At 70.6% G+C, this 16,651-nt stretch carries 14 protein-coding genes; 5 read left to right on the forward strand and 9 right to left on the reverse strand.

Annotated features, from left to right (window positions below; translation table 11 throughout):
* The first annotated feature begins 14 nt into the window (after nt 1-14).
* The gene (gene gltB / locus ACFW16_RS29415; RefSeq protein WP_380311894.1) at nt 15-4,601 is read left to right on the forward strand and encodes a glutamate synthase large subunit; all 4,587 of its coding nucleotides are present in this window, start codon (nt 15-17) and stop codon (nt 4,599-4,601) included.
* 119 nt (nt 4,602-4,720) lie between these two features.
* Here gltB and ACFW16_RS29420 read toward each other — a convergent pair whose 3' ends face one another.
* Entirely contained in the window at nt 4,721-5,101 is a 381-nt protein-coding gene (locus ACFW16_RS29420) for a tautomerase family protein (RefSeq protein ID WP_380311896.1), read from the reverse strand.
* A 118-nt stretch (nt 5,102-5,219) separates the two neighbouring features.
* On the opposite strand from ACFW16_RS29420, the gene ACFW16_RS29425 reads away from it, so the two are divergent.
* The 3 genes from ACFW16_RS29425 to ACFW16_RS29435 all read left to right on the forward strand — a co-directional run bounded on the left by ACFW16_RS29425 (nt 5,220) and on the right by ACFW16_RS29435 (nt 7,541).
* Nucleotides 5,220-6,071, forward strand: a complete 852-nt coding sequence (locus ACFW16_RS29425; RefSeq protein ID WP_380311898.1) for a LysR family transcriptional regulator — start codon at nt 5,220-5,222, stop codon at nt 6,069-6,071.
* Between the two features lie 134 nt (nt 6,072-6,205).
* On the forward strand, nt 6,206-6,877 hold the full coding sequence (locus ACFW16_RS29430; RefSeq protein ID WP_380311900.1) for a glutathione S-transferase family protein: 672 nt from the start codon (nt 6,206-6,208) through the stop codon (nt 6,875-6,877).
* A gap of 79 nt (nt 6,878-6,956) precedes the next feature.
* Entirely contained in the window at nt 6,957-7,541 is a 585-nt protein-coding gene (locus ACFW16_RS29435; RefSeq protein ID WP_380311903.1) for a nitroreductase, read from the forward strand.
* Nucleotides 7,542-7,654: 113 nt separating this feature from the next.
* Here the strand turns inward: ACFW16_RS29435 and ACFW16_RS29440 are convergent, their stop codons facing one another.
* Nucleotides 7,655-8,581, reverse strand: coding sequence for a LysR family transcriptional regulator (locus tag ACFW16_RS29440; RefSeq protein ID WP_380311906.1), 927 nt, complete (start codon nt 8,579-8,581; stop codon nt 7,655-7,657).
* Between the two features lie 117 nt (nt 8,582-8,698).
* On the opposite strand from ACFW16_RS29440, the gene ACFW16_RS29445 reads away from it, so the two are divergent.
* Nucleotides 8,699-9,724, forward strand: a complete 1,026-nt coding sequence (locus ACFW16_RS29445; protein ID WP_380311909.1) for an aldo/keto reductase — start codon at nt 8,699-8,701, stop codon at nt 9,722-9,724.
* Nucleotides 9,725-9,773: 49 nt separating this feature from the next.
* Here ACFW16_RS29445 and ACFW16_RS29450 read toward each other — a convergent pair whose 3' ends face one another.
* The 7 genes from ACFW16_RS29450 to pqqC form a co-directional block, all read right to left on the reverse strand.
* Complete coding sequence (locus ACFW16_RS29450; RefSeq protein ID WP_380311911.1) at nt 9,774-12,050, reverse strand: xanthine dehydrogenase family protein molybdopterin-binding subunit; 2,277 nt, start codon at nt 12,048-12,050, stop codon at nt 9,774-9,776.
* A gap of 1 nt (nt 12,051) precedes the next feature.
* Entirely contained in the window at nt 12,052-13,038 is a 987-nt protein-coding gene (locus tag ACFW16_RS29455; RefSeq protein ID WP_380311914.1) for an FAD binding domain-containing protein, read from the reverse strand.
* A 1-nt stretch (nt 13,039) separates the two neighbouring features.
* Nucleotides 13,040-13,660: a (2Fe-2S)-binding protein gene (locus ACFW16_RS29460; protein WP_380311916.1), complete on the reverse strand. Its 621-nt coding sequence runs from the start codon at nt 13,658-13,660 to the stop codon at nt 13,040-13,042.
* Between the two features lie 106 nt (nt 13,661-13,766).
* Nucleotides 13,767-14,390, reverse strand: coding sequence for a glutathione S-transferase family protein (locus tag ACFW16_RS29465; RefSeq protein ID WP_380311918.1), 624 nt, complete (start codon nt 14,388-14,390; stop codon nt 13,767-13,769).
* Nucleotides 14,391-14,499: 109 nt separating this feature from the next.
* Complete coding sequence (pqqE, locus tag ACFW16_RS29470; RefSeq protein WP_380311921.1) at nt 14,500-15,627, reverse strand: pyrroloquinoline quinone biosynthesis protein PqqE; 1,128 nt, start codon at nt 15,625-15,627, stop codon at nt 14,500-14,502.
* On the reverse strand, nt 15,624-15,908 hold the full coding sequence (gene pqqD / locus ACFW16_RS29475; protein ID WP_380311923.1) for a pyrroloquinoline quinone biosynthesis peptide chaperone PqqD: 285 nt from the start codon (nt 15,906-15,908) through the stop codon (nt 15,624-15,626). Before pqqD ends, pqqE begins: the two co-directional genes overlap by 4 nt.
* On the reverse strand, nt 15,905-16,642 hold the full coding sequence (gene pqqC / locus ACFW16_RS29480) for a pyrroloquinoline-quinone synthase PqqC (RefSeq protein WP_380311926.1): 738 nt from the start codon (nt 16,640-16,642) through the stop codon (nt 15,905-15,907). The genes pqqD and pqqC overlap by 4 nt, the downstream gene beginning before the upstream one ends.
* Nucleotides 16,643-16,651: the final 9 nt, after the last annotated feature.

A 16,651-nucleotide genomic window follows, 5' to 3' on the forward strand; every position in this document is an offset into this window, starting at 1 on the left:
GAAGGAGCCAGCTCATGAGCCCGTTCGAGAAGAGCCTTGGCGTGAAGCCCCTTGGCGTGAAGGATGCCGGCCAGCGCTTCGTCGAGGAGTACGAGGCCAATGTCGCCCGGCTGATCGCGGCCCATGCCTACGACCCGGCGGAGGAGCACGACGCCTGCGGTGTCGGCTTCATCGCCACGCTCGACGGCAAGCCGCGGCGCGAGGTGGTGCAGGCCGGCATCGACGCGCTGAAGGCGGTGTGGCACCGCGGCGCGGTCGACGCCGACGGCAAGACCGGCGACGGCGCCGGCATCCATGTCCAGATCCCGCAGCAGTTCTTCCACGAGCATGTCGAGCGCGTCGGCCACCGGCCGATGCCGGGCGTGATCGCGGTCGGCCAGGCCTTCCTGCCGCGCACCGACCTGGAGGCGCAGGAGAAGTGCCGCTGCCTGGTCGAGGGCGAGATCCTCAGCTTCGGCTACTACATCTACGGCTGGCGCCAGGTGCCGATCAACGTGGCGATCATCGGCGACAAGGCGAACGCCGCCCGGCCGGAGATCGAGCAGATCATGATCGGCAACCCCAAGGGGGTGCCGGAGGAGCAGTTCGAGCGCGACCTCTACGTCATCCGGCGGCGGATCGAGAAGGCGGCGCAGGCCGCCGGCATCGCCGATTTCTACCTGTGCTCGCTGTCCTGCCGCTCGATCATCTACAAGGGCATGTTCCTGGCGGCGCAGCTGACCGACTTCTACCCGGACCTCCTGGACGAGCGCTTCGTCTCCAACTTCGCGATCTACCACCAGCGCTACTCGACCAACACCTTCCCGACCTGGCGCCTGGCCCAGCCCTTCCGCATGCTCGCCCACAACGGCGAGATCAACACGCTGAAGGGCAACACCAACTGGATGCGTGCGCATGAGACGCGCATGGCCAGCCCGGTGTTCGGCGACGCGATCGAGGACATCAAGCCGGTGATCCAGGGCGGCAGCTCGGATTCCGCGGCGCTCGACGCCGTGTTCGAGGTGATGGTCCGCGCCGGCCGCAACGCGCCGCTGGTCAAGGCCATGCTGGTGCCGCAGGCGACGCCGGCCGACGCCGACATCCCGGACGCGCACCGCGCCTTCGTCAGCTATTGCAACGCGGTGATGGAGGCCTGGGACGGGCCGGCCGCGCTGGCGATGTATGACGGCCGCTGGGTGATGGGCGGCATGGACCGCAACGGCCTGCGGCCGATGCGCTACACCCTGACCCATGACGGGCTGCTGATCGCCGGCTCCGAAGCCGGGATGGTCCGGCTCGACGAGAATCGGATCGCGGAGAAGGGGCGGCTCGGGCCCGGCCAGATGCTGGCGGTCGACTTGGCCGAGGGGCGCCTCTACCACGACCGCGAGATCAAGGACGTGCTGGCGGCGCGCCAGCCGTTCCAGGACTGGACCAAGCGGATCAAGGTGATCGACGGGCTGATCCGCGCCGGCGGCGAGGGCACCGAGGCGGCGATGAGCCGCGAGGATCTGCGCCGCCGCCAGGTCGCCATGAACATCACCATGGAAGACCTGGAGCTGATCCTGCATCCGATGGTGGAGGACGCGAAGGAGGCGGTGGGGTCGATGGGCGACGACGCGCCGATCGCCGTCCTGTCCGACCTGAACCGGCCGCTGCACCATTTCTTCCGGCAGAATTTCAGCCAGGTCACCAACCCGCCGATCGATTCGCTGCGGGAGCGGCGGGTGATGAGCCTGCGCACCCGGCTGGGCAATCTCGGCAACATCCTCGACGAGGATGCCAGCCAGTGCGACCTGCTGCAGCTCGACAGCCCGGTGCTGACCAACGCCGAATACGAGGCGATGCGCGCCTATATGGGCGCGACCGCGGCGGAGATCGACTGCACCTTCGACCCGCAGGAAGGCGAACATGCCCTGCGCGACGCGCTGCGCCGGGTCTGCCGCGAGGCCGAGGACGCGGTGCGCGGCGGCGCCACCCACATCGTCCTGACCGACCAGCATGTCGGGCCGGACCGGGTGGCGATCCAGATGATCCTCGCCACCGGCGCCGTCCACACCCATCTGATCCGCCAGTCGCTGCGCACCTTCACCTCGCTGAACGTGCGTTCGATGGAATGCGTCGACGTGCACCATTTCGCGGTGCTGATCGGCGTCGGCGCCACCACGGTGAACGCCTATCTGGCGCAGGAGGCGATCGCCGACCGGCAGCGCCGCGGCCTGTTCGGCGACCTGTCGCTCGACGCCTGCATGAAGCGCTACCGCCAGGCGGTGGACGACGGGCTGCTCAAGATCATGTCGAAGATGGGCATCTCGGTGATCTCGTCCTACCGCGGCGGCTGCAACTTCGAGGCGGTCGGCCTGTCGCGCTCGCTCGTCGCCGAATACTTCCCGGGCATGCCCAGCCGCATCTCCGGCCTCGGCATGGCCGGGCTGCAGATGAAGGCGATCGAGATGCACGAGGCGGCGTGGACCAGCAACGTCGTCACCCTTCCGATCGGCGGCTTCTACCGCTACCGCCAGGGGCAGGAGCGTCACGCCTGGGAAGGCCAGATGATCCACATGCTGCAGCAGGCGGTGGCCACCGACAGCTATTCCCTGTACCGCAAATACTCCGACCTGGTGCGACGCCAGGCGCCGGTGGCGCTGCGCGACCTCCTGGAGTTCGTGCCGGTGCGCGAGGCGGTCTCGATCGACGAGGTCGAGAGCATCACCGAGATCCGCAAGCGTTTCGTCACCCCCGGCATGTCGCTCGGCGCCCTGGGTCCGGAGGCGCACGGCACGCTGAACGTCGCCATGAACCGGATCGGCGCCAAGTCGGATTCGGGCGAGGGCGGCGAGGATCCGGCCCGGTTCCGGCCGGACAAGAACGGCGACAACTGGAACTCCGCGATCAAGCAGGTCGCGTCGGGCCGCTTCGGCGTCACCGCGGAGTACCTGAACCAGGCGCGTGAGCTGGAGATCAAGGTCGCCCAGGGCGCCAAGCCCGGCGAGGGCGGCCAGCTGCCCGGCTTCAAGGTGACGGTGGAGATCGCCAAGCTGCGCCATGCCACCCCGGGCGTGATGCTGATCAGCCCGCCGCCGCACCACGACATCTACTCGATCGAGGACCTGGCCCAGCTGATCTACGACCTGAAGCAGATCAACCCGGACGCCAAGGTCACGGTCAAGCTGGTCAGCCGCACCGGCATCGGCACCATCGCCGCCGGCGTCGCCAAGGCCAATGCCGACATCATCCTGATCTCCGGCCATGTCGGCGGCACCGGCGCCTCGCCCCAGACCTCGCTGAAGTTCGCGGGCGTGCCGTGGGAGATGGGCCTGTCCGAGGTGCACCAGGTGCTGACCCTGAACCGGCTGCGCCACCGCATCCGGCTGCGCACCGACGGCGGCATCAAGACCGGGCGCGACGTGGTGATCGCCGCGATCCTGGGGGCCGAGGAGTACGGCATCGGCACCGCCAGCCTGATCGCGATGGGCTGCATCATGGTCCGGCAGTGCCACTCCAACACCTGCCCGGTCGGCGTCTGCACCCAGGATCCGGAGCTGCGGGCGAAGTTCACCGGCTCGCCCGAGAAGGTGGTGAACCTGTTCAGCTTCATCGCCGAGGAGGTGCGCGAGATCCTGGCCCAGCTCGGCTACCGCTCGATCAACGAGATCGTCGGGCGGACGGAGCTGCTGCGCGAGGTCAGCCGCGGCGCCGCCCATCTCGACGACCTCGACCTCAACCCGCTCCTGGCCAAGGCCGATCCCGGCGAGCATGCGATGTACTGCACGCTCGAGGGGCGCAATCCGGTGCCGGACACGCTGGACGCGCAGATGATCGCCGATGCAAGGCCGCTGTTCGAGCTCGGCGAGAAGACCCAGCTGACCTATTCGATCCGCAACACCCACCGCGCCGTGGGCACGCGGATGTCGGCGATGATCACCCGCAAGTTCGGCATGACCGGGCTGCAGCCGGGCCATGTGACGGTGCGGCTGCGCGGCAATGCCGGCCAGTCGCTCGGCGCCTGGGCGGTGCAGGGGCTGAAGCTCGAGGTGTTCGGCGACGCCAACGACTATGTCGGCAAGGGCCTGTCCGGCGGCACCATCGTGGTCCGGCCCTTCGCGGCCTCGACGCTGAAGACCAACGAGAACACCATCATCGGCAACACGGTGCTGTACGGCGCCACCGCGGGCAAGCTGTTCGCCGCCGGCCAGGCGGGCGAGCGCTTCGCGGTGCGCAACTCCGGCGCCACGGTGGTGGTCGAGGGCTGCGGCTCGAACGGCTGCGAGTACATGACCGGCGGCACCGCCGTGATCCTGGGCCCGGTCGGCGACAACTTTGCCGCCGGCATGACCGGGGGCATGGCCTTCGTCTACGACACCGACGGCAGCTTCGCCCGCCGGACCAATCCGGAGAGCGTGCTGTGGCAGCGGATCGAGACCCGTCACTACGACGATCTCGTCCGGTCCCTGATCGCCGAGCATGTGCGCGAGACCCAGAGCGCCTGGGCCGCCTCGATCCTGCACGACTGGCCGATCGAGCGGTCGAAGTTCTGGCAGGTGGTGCCGAAGGAGATGGTGTCGCGGCTGCAGCACCCGATCCGCGACGAGGACGAGGCGCTGCGGATCCCGGCGGAGTAGGCGAAAACGGCTGGAAACCACCAAACCGTCATGCCTTGACCCGGGCATCCAGAAGATCTCGACGTTCTCTGGATCGCCAAGACCGGCGATGACAATAAGGGGATGGACAGGAGCAGGCCTCAAACGTATTGCGCGATGCCGTTGCCGAAGGACCAGTTCTCCTTCGCCACTTCGATCAGGTTGATGAACACGTCCTCCCGGCGCAGCCCGGGGTTCTCGGCCAGCCGGTCGGCGAGGCGGCGGTACAGGGCCTGCTTCTGCTCGACCGTCCGGGTGTTGCTGACCGTGGCCTGGATGAACACCACGTCGCCGGTCCGGGCGATGCCGGGATAGGTCGGGTCGTAGTCGAAGCCGGTGTCGTCATGCTCGTGCACCAGCACGAAGCGGTCGTTCTCCGGCACGTTGAAGGTCTCGACCAGGGACAGGTAGACGGCGTCGCGGATGGCCTGGATGTGGCCGGCCGGCTTGCCTTTGCGCAGCGAGATCCGGACGAGGGGCATGGGACTCTCCAAGGTCGGGCGGCGGACGCCGCGGTGCCTCTCGATATAACGGCCGCTTGATCATTTCAGAATAAGCTCGATATCACTATCAGTGATGACGAATTGAAATGATGAGGCGATGCGCTCCCTCGACCTCGATGCCGTCCAGGCCTTCGTCCTGGTCGCCGATCACGGCAGCTTCACCCGGGCCGCCGACGCGCTCGGCGCCACCCAATCCGGCGTCAGCCTGCGGCTGAAGCGGCTGGAGGACCGGCTCGGAACCCGGCTGTTCGAGCGCACGCCGCGGGTGGTGCGTCTGACGCCGCAGGGCGAGGCCTTCCTGCCGCGGGCGCGGCGGCTCCTGGAGGCGCAGGATGAGGCCATCGCCGCGGTCTCGGCCCGGCCGCAGCGGCTGGTGCTCGGCATCAGCGACCATGTCGCGGGGCCGGAGCTGCCGGGGCTGCTGGCCCGGGTGGCGGGGCAGGGGCCGGGGCTGGCGCTGGAGGTCCGTCTCGACTCGTCGCTGGACCTGCTCCGGGAATACGACGCCGGGTCACTCGACGCGGTGATCGTCCGCCGCGACGCCGGCCGCCGCGACGGCGAGGTGCTGTTCCGCGATGATTTCGGCTGGTTCGCCTCGACCGGCTGGCATCATCGGTCGGGCGAGCCGCTGCCGCTCGTCACTCACAGAGAGCGCTGCGGCGTGCGGGTCGCGGCGCTGCGCGCGCTCGACGCCACCGGCATTCCCTGGGTCGAGGTCTTCGTCGGCGGCGGCGGTGCGGCTGTCGCGGCGGCGGCCATGGCCGGGCTCGGCGTGTCGCCGCTGGCGCGCCGGACGGCGCCGCCCGGCACCGTCGACATCGGGCCGCGGCTCGGCCTGCCGGCCCTGGCCGCCACCGACGTGATGCTGCATTCGCGCCTGTCCGACGCCCGGCTCGCCGGCGCCCTGCGCGGCCTCGCCGCCGCCTTCCGCCTGCCGGTGGCGGCGTGACTCGCGGTCGCAGCAAGACCAAAGGCTCGGGCCCGCCGGATGGTTCCCGGCCCCGGCGCGGGGGAGGCATGTGTCGCCGCAGCGCAACGCGGCCCTTACCGAAATACCGTGGCATCGGTTAGAGTTCGCGCGCCATGCGAACCCTCTATCACATCTGGCTCTCCGCCCAGTCCCGCATCGTCCGGCTGCTGCTGGCCGAAAAGGACCTGCATTGCGACATGAAGGTCGAGCGGGTCTGGGAGCGCCGCGAGGAGTTCCTCGCCCTCAACCCGACGGGCGAGGTGCCGCTGCTGATCGAGCCGGACGGCACGACGCTGACCGATGTCTGGGTCATCGTCGAGTATATGGAGGAGGTGCACCCCGAGGTGCCGCTGCTCGGCGACACCACCCTGGCGCGGGCCGAGACCCGGCGCCTGCTGGTCTGGTTCGACCAGAAGTTCGGCCGCGAGGTGACCGAGAACCTGGTCGGCGAGAAGTTCATGAAGCGGGTGATGCGCACCGGGCAGCCGCCCAGCTCCGACGCGATCCGCGCCGGACGGCAGAACGTGCACTACCACCTCGACTACATCTCCTACCTGGCCGAGACCCGGCGCTGGCTGGCCGGGGACGAGTTCAGCATGGCCGACATCGCCGCCGCCGCCCATCTCTCGGTGGTCGACTATTTCGGCGACGTGCCCTGGGATGCCCATCCCGAGGCCCGGCAATGGTATTCCCGCATAAAGTCCCGGCCCAGCTTCCGGCCGCTGCTGGACGACCACGTTCCCGGCATTCCGGCGCCGGCGCATTACCGCGATCTGGATTTCTGACGCCGATCCGCCTATCTCTGGCGTTGCGAGCGATTCTTAAATGGCGCCGTCCCACGCGACGGATCATCGGAGACGAAGCATGGATGCCTTGGATCTTCTGCTGAAGCGCCGCTCGGTGCCGGCCCGCAACATGGTCGAGCCCGGGCCGGATGCGGCGGCGCTGGAGCGGATCCTGCGGGCCGGCACGCGGGTGCCCGACCACGGCAAGCTGGCGCCCTGGCGCATCCAGGTGCTGCGCAAGGACGGGCAGCGCCGGCTGGGCGAGGCGATGGCCGAGCTCTTCGCCCGCGAGACCCCCGACGCCACCGAGGCGCTGATCGAGGCGATGCGGCAGAAGCCGGCCCTGGCGCCGCTGCTGCTGGTCGTCACCCACAAGCCGCAGCCCGGCAAGATCCCGGAGCTGGAGCAGATCCTGTCCGGCGGCGCGCTGTGCCAGAACATCCTGATGGCGGCCCATGCCCAGGGCTTTTGCGCCAGCTGGATCACCGGCTGGCCGGCCTATCACCCGCAGGTGGTCGAGCTCCTGGGCCACGACCCGGCGACCGACAAGATCCTCGGCTTCATCTATCTCGGCACCCCGTCCGAGCCGATGGAGGACCGGCCGCGCCCGGCCCTGTCCGACATCGTCACCGAATGGTCGGGCCCGCTGGTGCAGGTGGCCTGACGCGCGGCGGGTGATGGACCGGTCGTAGGTTGGGTTCGCGTGAGCGAACCCAACACTTGATCTGGGCTGCAGGATGTTGGGTTCGCAGTTGCGAACCCAACCTACATTCTCTCTCACGCCGCAGCGGCGGCCGCCCGGTCCGACTCCAGCAGCGCCAGGAATTCCCGGGCCGCGGGGTTGACCGGGCCGTCCCCGGCGCCGCGCTCGGCATGGGCGACGCCCAGCTCCCAGCAGATCTCGGGCGGGGCCAGCGTCGCCACCGCCAAAGGCGGCCGGTGCGGGTCGGCCGGATGCGCGGCGATGATCGCCTCCGGCACCAGGGCGATGCCGAGGCCGAGCGCGACGAGGTCGAGCGCGGTCGGCAGGTCGTTGACCTCGAAGCCGGTGCGGCGCTCCACCCGGATCCGGGCAAAGGCCAGGTCGACCAGCTGGCGCGTGCCCCAGTCGGTCTGGAAGTCGACGAAGGTCTCGCGGCCCAGCCGGCCCAGGGCCACGTTCTTGCGGCCCGCCAGCGGGTGGTCGTGGCTGCAGGCGGCCACCAGCTCCTCGCAGGCCAGCATGGTGGCCTGGACGTCCGGGGGCGGCGCCGGCTGCATCGGCACGAAGGCCAGGTCCACCCGGCTGTCGCGCAGCTTCTCGAACAGCCGGTCCGACCCGCCCTGGCACAGCCGGATCTCGACCCCGGGATGGGCGGCGTGGAAGCGGGCCAGCAGCGCGGGCAGGTCGACGAAGGGCGACAGGCTGTGGGTGGTGCCGATCGCCAGGCGTCCGCGCGCCAGCCCCTGCACCGCGGCCACGGCGTCGCGGGCGCCCTGCGCCGCGGCCAGCACCCGCCGCGCCTCCTCGGCCAGCACCCGGCCGGCGGCGGTCAGGTCCACCCGCCGGGTGCTGCGGATGAACAGGGGCGCGCCCAGCTCCTCCTCCAGCGCCCGGATCGAGGCCGACAGGCCGGACTGGACGATGTTCACCCGCCGGGCGGCGCGGGTGAAATGCTGCTCCTCAGCCACCGCCAGGAAATGCTCCAGCTGCCTCAGATCCATGGTCTGCCTGATTCTGCCGATTGTTCTTCGATCATGCTGAATGCGATCTGAACATTCAATTGGAACGCTGAATGCGATGCCCCCATCCTTGGTGCCGGACCTGACGGGAGCGGACTGATGAGCGAAGGCCACACGCATCTGCCGACACGGCGTTTCGGCACCACCGACATGGCGATCACCCGGGTCGGTTTCGGCGCCTGGGCGATCGGCGGCGCCGGCTGGGCCGCGGCCTGGGGCGAGCAGGACGACGACGCCTCGGTGGCGGCGATCCGCCACGCCGCCGAGGTCGGCATCAACTGGATCGACACCGCCGCCGTCTACGGCCTCGGCCATTCCGAGGAGATCGTCGGCCGCGCCCTGCGCGAGATCCCGGCCGACAGGCGGCCCTATGTCTTCACCAAGGGCGGGCTGATCTGGGACGAAGCGAACCGCACCGCCCCGCCGAAGCGCGTCGGCGCGCCGGACAGCCTGCGGCGCGAGGTCGAGGCCTCGCTGCGCCGGCTCGGCGTCGAGCGGATCGACCTGTACCAGCTGCACTGGCCGGCCGAGGACGGCACCTCGATCGAGACCCTCTGGCAGACCTTCCTCGACCTGAAGACGGAAGGGAAGGTGCGGGCCGTCGGGCTGTCCAACCACAACGTCGAACTGCTGACGCGGGCCGAGGCGGTCGGCCATGTCGACACGCTGCAGCCGCCCTTCTCGGCGATCCGCCGCGACATCGCGGGGGCGGAGCTGCCCTGGTGCGCGAAGCACGACACCGGCGTGATCGTCTACAGCCCGATGCAGTCCGGCCTCTTGACCGGCGCCTTCACGGCGGAACGGGCGGCGGCGCTGCCGAAGGACGACTGGCGCTCGCGCTCGCCGCACTTCACCGGCGACGGCCTGGCCCGCAACCTGGCGCTGGCCGAAGCGCTGAAGCCGCTGGCGGCGCGCCACGGCACCTCGGTCGCCGCGGTGGCGGTGGCCTGGACCCTGGCCTGGCCGGCGGTCACCGCCGCCATCGTCGGCGCCCGCGGCCCCGAGCAGGTCGACGGCTGGCTCGACGCCGCGACGCTGGAGCTGACGCCGGAGGATGTCGGCGAGATCGCCGCGGCGATCGAACGCACCGGCGCGGGCTCCGGGCCGGTCAGGCCGACCCGCTGAGCCGCGTCGCGGCATTCTTCCGGATCGGGCGGGCCGGATCCGCCGACGGTCACGCCAGCAGGTCCTCGATCCGGATCGGCAGGCTCCTGATCCGCTTGCCGGTCGCGTGATGGACGGCGTTGGCGACGGCGGCTGCGGTGCCGACATTGCCCAGCTCGCCCAGCCCCTTGATGCCGGCGGTGTTGACCCTGTCGTCCCGCTCCGGGACCAGGATGACGTCGACCTCGCCAATATCGGCGTTCACCGGGATCAGGTATTCGGCGATGTCGGTGTTGACGAAGCGGGCGCTGCGCTCGTCGATCTCGGTCTTCTCGTGCAGGGCCGAGCCGACGCCCCAGATCATGCCGCCCATCAGCTGGCTGCGGGCGGTGCGCGGGTTCATGATCCGCCCGGCGGCGAAGGCGCCGACCATGCGCGGCACCCGGATCTCGCGGGTGCGGGCATGGATCCGGACCTCGACGAACTCGGCCCCGAAGGCGTAGCGGATGAAATCCTCGCCGTTCGGCCCGCCGGCCAGCGCCGTGGCGCCGCGGTACAGCTTGTCGATCGCCCCGGACGATGCGCCCTTGGGCACGGATTCGGCATATTCCTCGATCGCCCCGGCGCCGATCCGTCCGAAGGCCGCCTGCAGCTCCTCGGCCTGCCCGTCCGGGCCGACCAGCCGGCCGTCGCGCAGGTCGTAGCCGGACAGGTCGTTGCCGCGGCCCGCCTTGGCCCGGAACAGGGTCTCGCGGATCGCATCGCAGGCCTTGATCACCGCCGTGCAGACGCTCGCGGTCATGTTCGACCCGCCGGCGACCGGGGCGGGTGGCAGCGCCGTGTCGCCTAGCGCCACCTCGACCCGGTCGAGCGGCAGGCCCAGCCGCTCCGCCGCCGCCTGCCCGATCACCGTGTAGGCGCCGGTGCCGAGATCGTGGGCGGCGGTCGCCACCTGGATGCGGCCGTCGCCGAGCAGCCGGACGCGGGCCGAGGCGGCGGCGATCAGGCTCGGATAGCAGGCGGTGGCGCAGCCCCAGCCGACCAGCCAGTCGCCGTCGCGCATCGATCCGGGCCGCGGGTCGCGCCGGGTCCAGCCGAAGGCCGCGGCGGCGGTGTCGTAGCAGGGCATCAACGAGCGGCTGCTGTAGGGCACACCCTTGATCGGCTCGGCCACCGTGTCGTTGACGCGCCGCAGTTCCACCGGATCCATGTCCAGCTTCACCGCCAGCTCGTCCATCGCGCTTTCCAGCGCGTACATGTAGGGCACCTCGGCCGGGGCGCGCATGAAGCCGGGCGTGCCGCGGTCGGCGTGGACCACATGGACCTTCGAGCGGATGTTCGGCGCGGCGTACATCCGCGTCGTCGTGTCGGTGCCGGCGACCATGTAGGAATCGGGCCGGGAGGTGACCTCCCACCCCTGGTGATCCAGCGCCACCAGACGGCCGTCCTCGCCGGCCGCGAGCTTCACCCGGTGCCGCGTCTCGGCGCGGTAGGTCGTGGTGGTGAAGCCCTGGGTCCGGCTGGTCGTCAGCTTCACCGGCCGGCCGATGCGCCGGGCGGCGATCGCCGCCAGGGCGGTGCGCGGCGTGACCGAGGCCTTCGACCCGAAGGCGCCGCCGACGAAGGGACTGACCACCAGGACGTTCCCCGGGTCGAGGCCGAGCTGCTGCGCCACGCCGTGCTTCAGGCCATAGACGATCTGGCTCGGCTCGTGGATCGTCAGCCGCACCCCGTCCCAGGCGCAGGTGGTGGTGAACAGCTCGATCGGGTTGTGATGCTCGATCGGCGTCTCGTATTCGGCCTCGATCGTCGCCGCGGCGTTCCCGGCGGCCGCATCCACGTCGCCGATCGCCGGATCCTCGTGCGACTCGCTGGCCTCGGCCGCGGCGACGGTATCGACGCCCGGCGCGTCGAAGCCCCAGCTCGGCGCCGGGTCGGCGCGATATCGCAGCCGCACCCGGTGCGCCGCGTCCCGCGCCGCCTCGAAGGTCTCGGCGGTGACCACGGCCACGATCTGGCCGTCATGCCAGATCCGGGCGCTGTCGAGCGGCCGGATCGTGGTCGAGGCATAGCCGCCGGTGCTGAAATGCTTCATCGGCGCGACCTGGCCGTGCGCATCGCGCCAGGTGAGGATGTCGAGCACGCCCGGCACGGCCTTCGCGTCCTCCAGCTCGATGCCGGCGATCTCGCCCTTGGCCACCGCGCTGGTGACCAGCACGGCATAGGCCGGGTTCTGCACCGGGGCGTCGGATGGATAGCGCGCCTCGCCAGTGACCTTGCGGCGGCCGTCGATGCGCGGCTCGGGGCGGCCCATGTTGGGGCCGGGCTCGGGGGCGGCTCGGACCATGTCACGCCTCCATCGTTGCGGCCTGAAGCAAGGCGCGCACCAGCGTGCGGCGCCCGAGATCGACCTTGAACGCGTTGTGCCGCTGCGGCCGGGCCGAGGCGAAGGCGGCCTCCGCCGCTGCCTCCGCGGCCGTTTCGTCGAGCGGCTTGCCCTTCAGCGCCGCCTCCGCGGCGCGGGTCCGCCACGGCACCGTCGCCACCCCGCCCAGCGCGATCCGGGCCTCGCGCACGATCCCGTCGGCGATGTCGAGCGCCACGGCGGCGGAGGCGAGCGCGAAGGCGAAGGATTCCCGGTCGCGGATCTTCAGGTAGAGGGACCTCCGGGTCCACGGGCCGCCGGGCACGTCGATCGCGGTGATGATCTCGCCGGGGCTGAGCCGGATCTCGCGATGTGGCTCGCCGTCCGGCAGGCGGTGCAGTTCGGAGATTGGCATGGTACGGGCGCCGTCCGGCCCGACGATGTCGAGCGTCGCGTCCAGCGTGATCAGCGCCTGCGCGAAATCGCCGGGATAGGTCGCGATGCAGGCGTCGCTGGTGCCCAGCACCGCATGCTGGCGGTTGACGCCCCGGATCGCGGCGCAGCCGGACCCGGGGATGCGCTTGTTGCATTCGGCCCAGCTGGTGTCGCGGAAATACGGGCAGCGGGTGCGCTGCAGCAGGTTGCCCCCCAGCGTCGCCATGTTGCGCAGCTGCTGGCTGGCGGCGAGGTCCAGCGACTGCGCCACCACCGGATAGTCCCGGCGGATATCCTCGTCCGCGGCGACATTCGCCATCCGGGCCATGGCGCCGAGATGGAGGCCCCGCGCCGTGCTCTCGATCCGGTCCTCGCCGATGCCGGTGATGTCGATCAGCCGTTCCGGCCGCATCACGTCGAGCTTCATCAGGTCCAGCAGCGTGGTGCCGCCGGCGATGAACTGCGCGGCTTGTCCGGCGGCGGCACGGACCGCCTCCTGCGCCGAGGCGGCACGATCATAGTCGAAGGGGCGCATCTCAGCCCTCCATCTGCGGCTTGGCCTGAAGGACGGCGGCGACGATGTTCGGATAGGCGGCGCAGCGGCACAGGTTGCCGCTCATGTATTCCCGGATCTCGGCCTCGCTGCCGGCATGCCCTTCCTCGACGCAGGCGACGGCCGACATGATCTGCCCCGGCGTGCAGTAGCCGCACTGGAAGGCGTCGTGATCGATGAAGGCCTGCTGCATCGGGTGCAGGGCCCCGTCGGACGCCAGCCCCTCGATGGTGGTGACCTCATGGCCCTCGGCCATCACGGCCAGGACGAAGCAGGACAGCACCCGCCTTCCGTCCAGAAGCAAGGTGCAGGCGCCGCATTGCCCGTGATCGCAGCCCTTCTTCGAGCCGGTGAGGCCGACATGCTCGCGCAGGGCGTCGAGCAGGGTGGTCCGGCCGTCGAGGGCAAGGCTGTGATCCTGGCCGTTGATCCTGAGGGTCACCGGCACCAGCCGGCCGTTGCCCCGCGAGGCTGTGCGTTCGGCCTTCTCGGCGAGCGCCGGGCCGGGACCGGCGAGCGGAAAGGCGGCGGTGGCAGCGGTGATGCCGAGGAAGGCGCGGCGCTTGACGTCGGGCAGGCTGACGGGCTGGCGGTCGGCTTGCATCGCCTGGCTCCAGATTGTGTCGGAGGACCGCGGCCGCCATGGCGGCGCGGCCTTATCGACGACAATGAGCCCGCGGCGGCCTCGGTTCCGAAGGCCCGCCCGCCGGTCAGGTCTCGACGGCCAGCCCGGCGAACGGGTCGCGCCAGGCGTCGATCCGGTTCAGCCGGTCGTGCCAGCGCATGATGTGGGCGTACTGCGTCACCGGGATGGCGCCCGCCTCGGCGAAGGGCAGGGCGGTCGCCACCCGGAAATCGGCATAGGTCGGGCGGTCGCCGACCAGCCAGGTGCGGCCGGCCAGGACCTCGTCCAGCACCGGGCCGCAGACCGCCAGGTCCTCGGCCGCGTTGTCCAGGGCGTTCTGGTTGGCCGGCCGGGACATGAATTGCGGCCGGATCAGGTTCTCGAAATAGAACACGTCCGCGGCCCGGGTGAAGTGGTGGGTGCCCCAGCTGATCCAGCGCAGCATCTCGACCATGTGCTCGTCGGTCGGCCAGAAATCACCCCCGGCCAGGGTCGACAGGCGGTAGGCGATCGCATCGGTCTCCCACAGCGGCGGCCGCCCGTCCTCGACCAGGATCGGCACCCGGGTGTTCGGGTTCAGCGGCCGGAACTCCTCGCGGCAACGCGGGTCCATCGGGCTGGCGCGGACGAACTCGACCGGCGAGCCGAGATATTTCGCCACCGCGACGGCGACGCGGGGGTTGAGGTTCGGGGAATAGTAGAGCTTCACGGGCTGCCTCCTGTCCGGCACGGGTCGCGGGTTGATCACCTCGCAGCCATGGTCGTGGCGGAGCGGGCGGAATCGACAGCACCAGATCGAAATATCGAGAGCCCGGCGATCACCCCTGGGACGCCGGCTCCACAGGGCCGCGCATGCGGCGATAGACGAACTCCGGCGGTGCCTCGCTGTGCGCGGCGGTCTCGGCCAGACCCAGCATGGCGTCGTGGAAGGGCGACAGCCCGCAGGCCGGGTCGGTGGCGTCGGCCTGGCCGGTCAGCGCCAGGGCCTGGCAGCGGCAGCCGCCCCAGTCGACCTCGCGCTGCGGGCAGCTCCGGCACGGCTCCGGCATCCAGGCGGTGCCGCGGAAGCGCTGGAAGGCGTCCGACGCCGCCCAGATCCGGGCCAACGGCTTGTCGCGGACCGATTCGAAGCCGAGGCCGGGGATGGTCTCGGCGGCGTGGCAGGGCAGAACCTTGCCGGATGGCGTGATGTTCAGGAAGCGCCGGCCCCAGCCGCCCATGCAGGCCTTCGGCCGCCGGGCGTAGTAGTCGGGCACGACATAATCGATCACCAGCATGCCGTGCAGCCGCTCCCGCGCCGCCTCGACCACGGCGCTGGCCTGGTCCAGCTGCTCCCGGCTCGGCATCAGCGCGTCGCGGTTGTGCAGGGCCCAGCCGTAATACTGGACATGGGCGACCTCGATCCGGGCGGCGCCGAGCTCGACGGCCAGGTCGATCATCTCGCCCAGCCGGTCGAGATTCTGCCGGTGCACCACGGCGTTCAGGGTCAGCGGCAGGCCTTCTTCCCGCACCCAGCCGGCGAAGGCCAGCTTCTTCGGCTGCGCCCCGGGATAATGGCCGATGCGCTCGGCCGACTGCGCATCGGTGTCCTGGATGCTCAGCTGGGCATGGTCCAGCCCGGCCTCGACCAGGCCGTGGAAGCGGTCGCGGTCGATGGCGACGCCGGAGGTGATCAGGTTGCTGTACAGCCCGGCCTCACGGGCGCCGCGGACCAGCTCCACGAGATCGCGGCGGACGGTCGGCTCGCCGCCGGAGAAATGCACCTGCAGGATGCCCAGCTCCGCCGCCTCGCGGATCACCCGCAGCCACTCCTCGGTCGACAGCTCGTCCCGCGCCCGGTCCATCTCCAGCGGGTTGGAGCAGTACGGGCATTGCAGCGGGCAGCGATGTGTCAGCTCCAGCAGGGCAGCCAGTGGCGGTTCGAGACGGGGAGCGATGTGGTTCATGGCGCCAGGATCCGCTTGGCGGTCAGGTCGTCGATCAGCTGCACCACGTCGCCCTCGACCTCGCCCGGATCGGCCTCGAAGCTGCGGGCCAGGTCGGCGACGATCTCGGCGACGGTGGCGGTGCCGTCGCAGCGCCGGACGATCTCATGCGCGGTCTCATCCAGCAGGATCACCCGCTCCGGCGCCAGCACCACCCAGCTCTGCCGCGCCTCGTCCCAGCGCAGCCGCGATCCGGGCGCGAGCCGCGGGCGGGAGGGCGCGGCTTCGGGGGCTGCGCTCACCGCCGTCCCTCGGGCACGAAGGCGCCTGGCGGGATGTTGCCGGGCTCGACATAGGCGTGGTGCAGCGCGTCCAGCTGGGCCCACAGCACGTCGCATTTGAAGATCAGGGCATTCATCACATCCTGCTGCTGGTCCGGCCGCCGGGCCTCGCGCTTGACGTAGTCGAGGGCGAAATCGGCGTCGCGCGGCGCCTGCGACAGGCGCTTGTCGAAATAGGCCAGGGCCTCGCGCGACACGAAGTCGTAGTTCGCCAGCATGCCGGCGACGCGGCTGCCGATGATGGTGGGTGCGAACAGCTCGGTCAGCGACGACGCGATGGCCTCCAGCAGCGTCCGATCGCGCACGAAGCGGACATAGGCGTCGACCGCGAAACGGGTGGCCGGCAGGATGCCGCGGCCGTCGATCACCTGGGCGCGGTCCAGCCCCAGCGCATCGGTCAGGTGCAGCCAGCGGGCGATGCCACCCTCGCCCTCCTGCTCGCCGTCATGGTCGACCACGCGCTGCCGCCAGGCGCGGCGCAGCGCCGGGTCCTCGGCACGTGACATCAGGGCCGAATCCTTCAGCGGGATCCGGCTCTGGTAGTAGTAGCGGTTCAGCGCCCAGGCCTGCACCTGGCCGCGATCCAGCCTGCCGCCGTGCAGCAGGGCGTGGAAGGGATGGCGGTCGTGATATCGCTCGCGTCCGATCGCGCGCAGCGCCGCTTCGAGCTGGTCGGGGGTCATGAGCTCGGTCATCGGCGCATC

The sequence above is a fragment of the Inquilinus sp. NPDC058860 genome (genome assembly GCF_042743185.1).
Lineage (GTDB): Bacteria > Pseudomonadota > Alphaproteobacteria > DSM-16000 > Inquilinaceae > Inquilinus.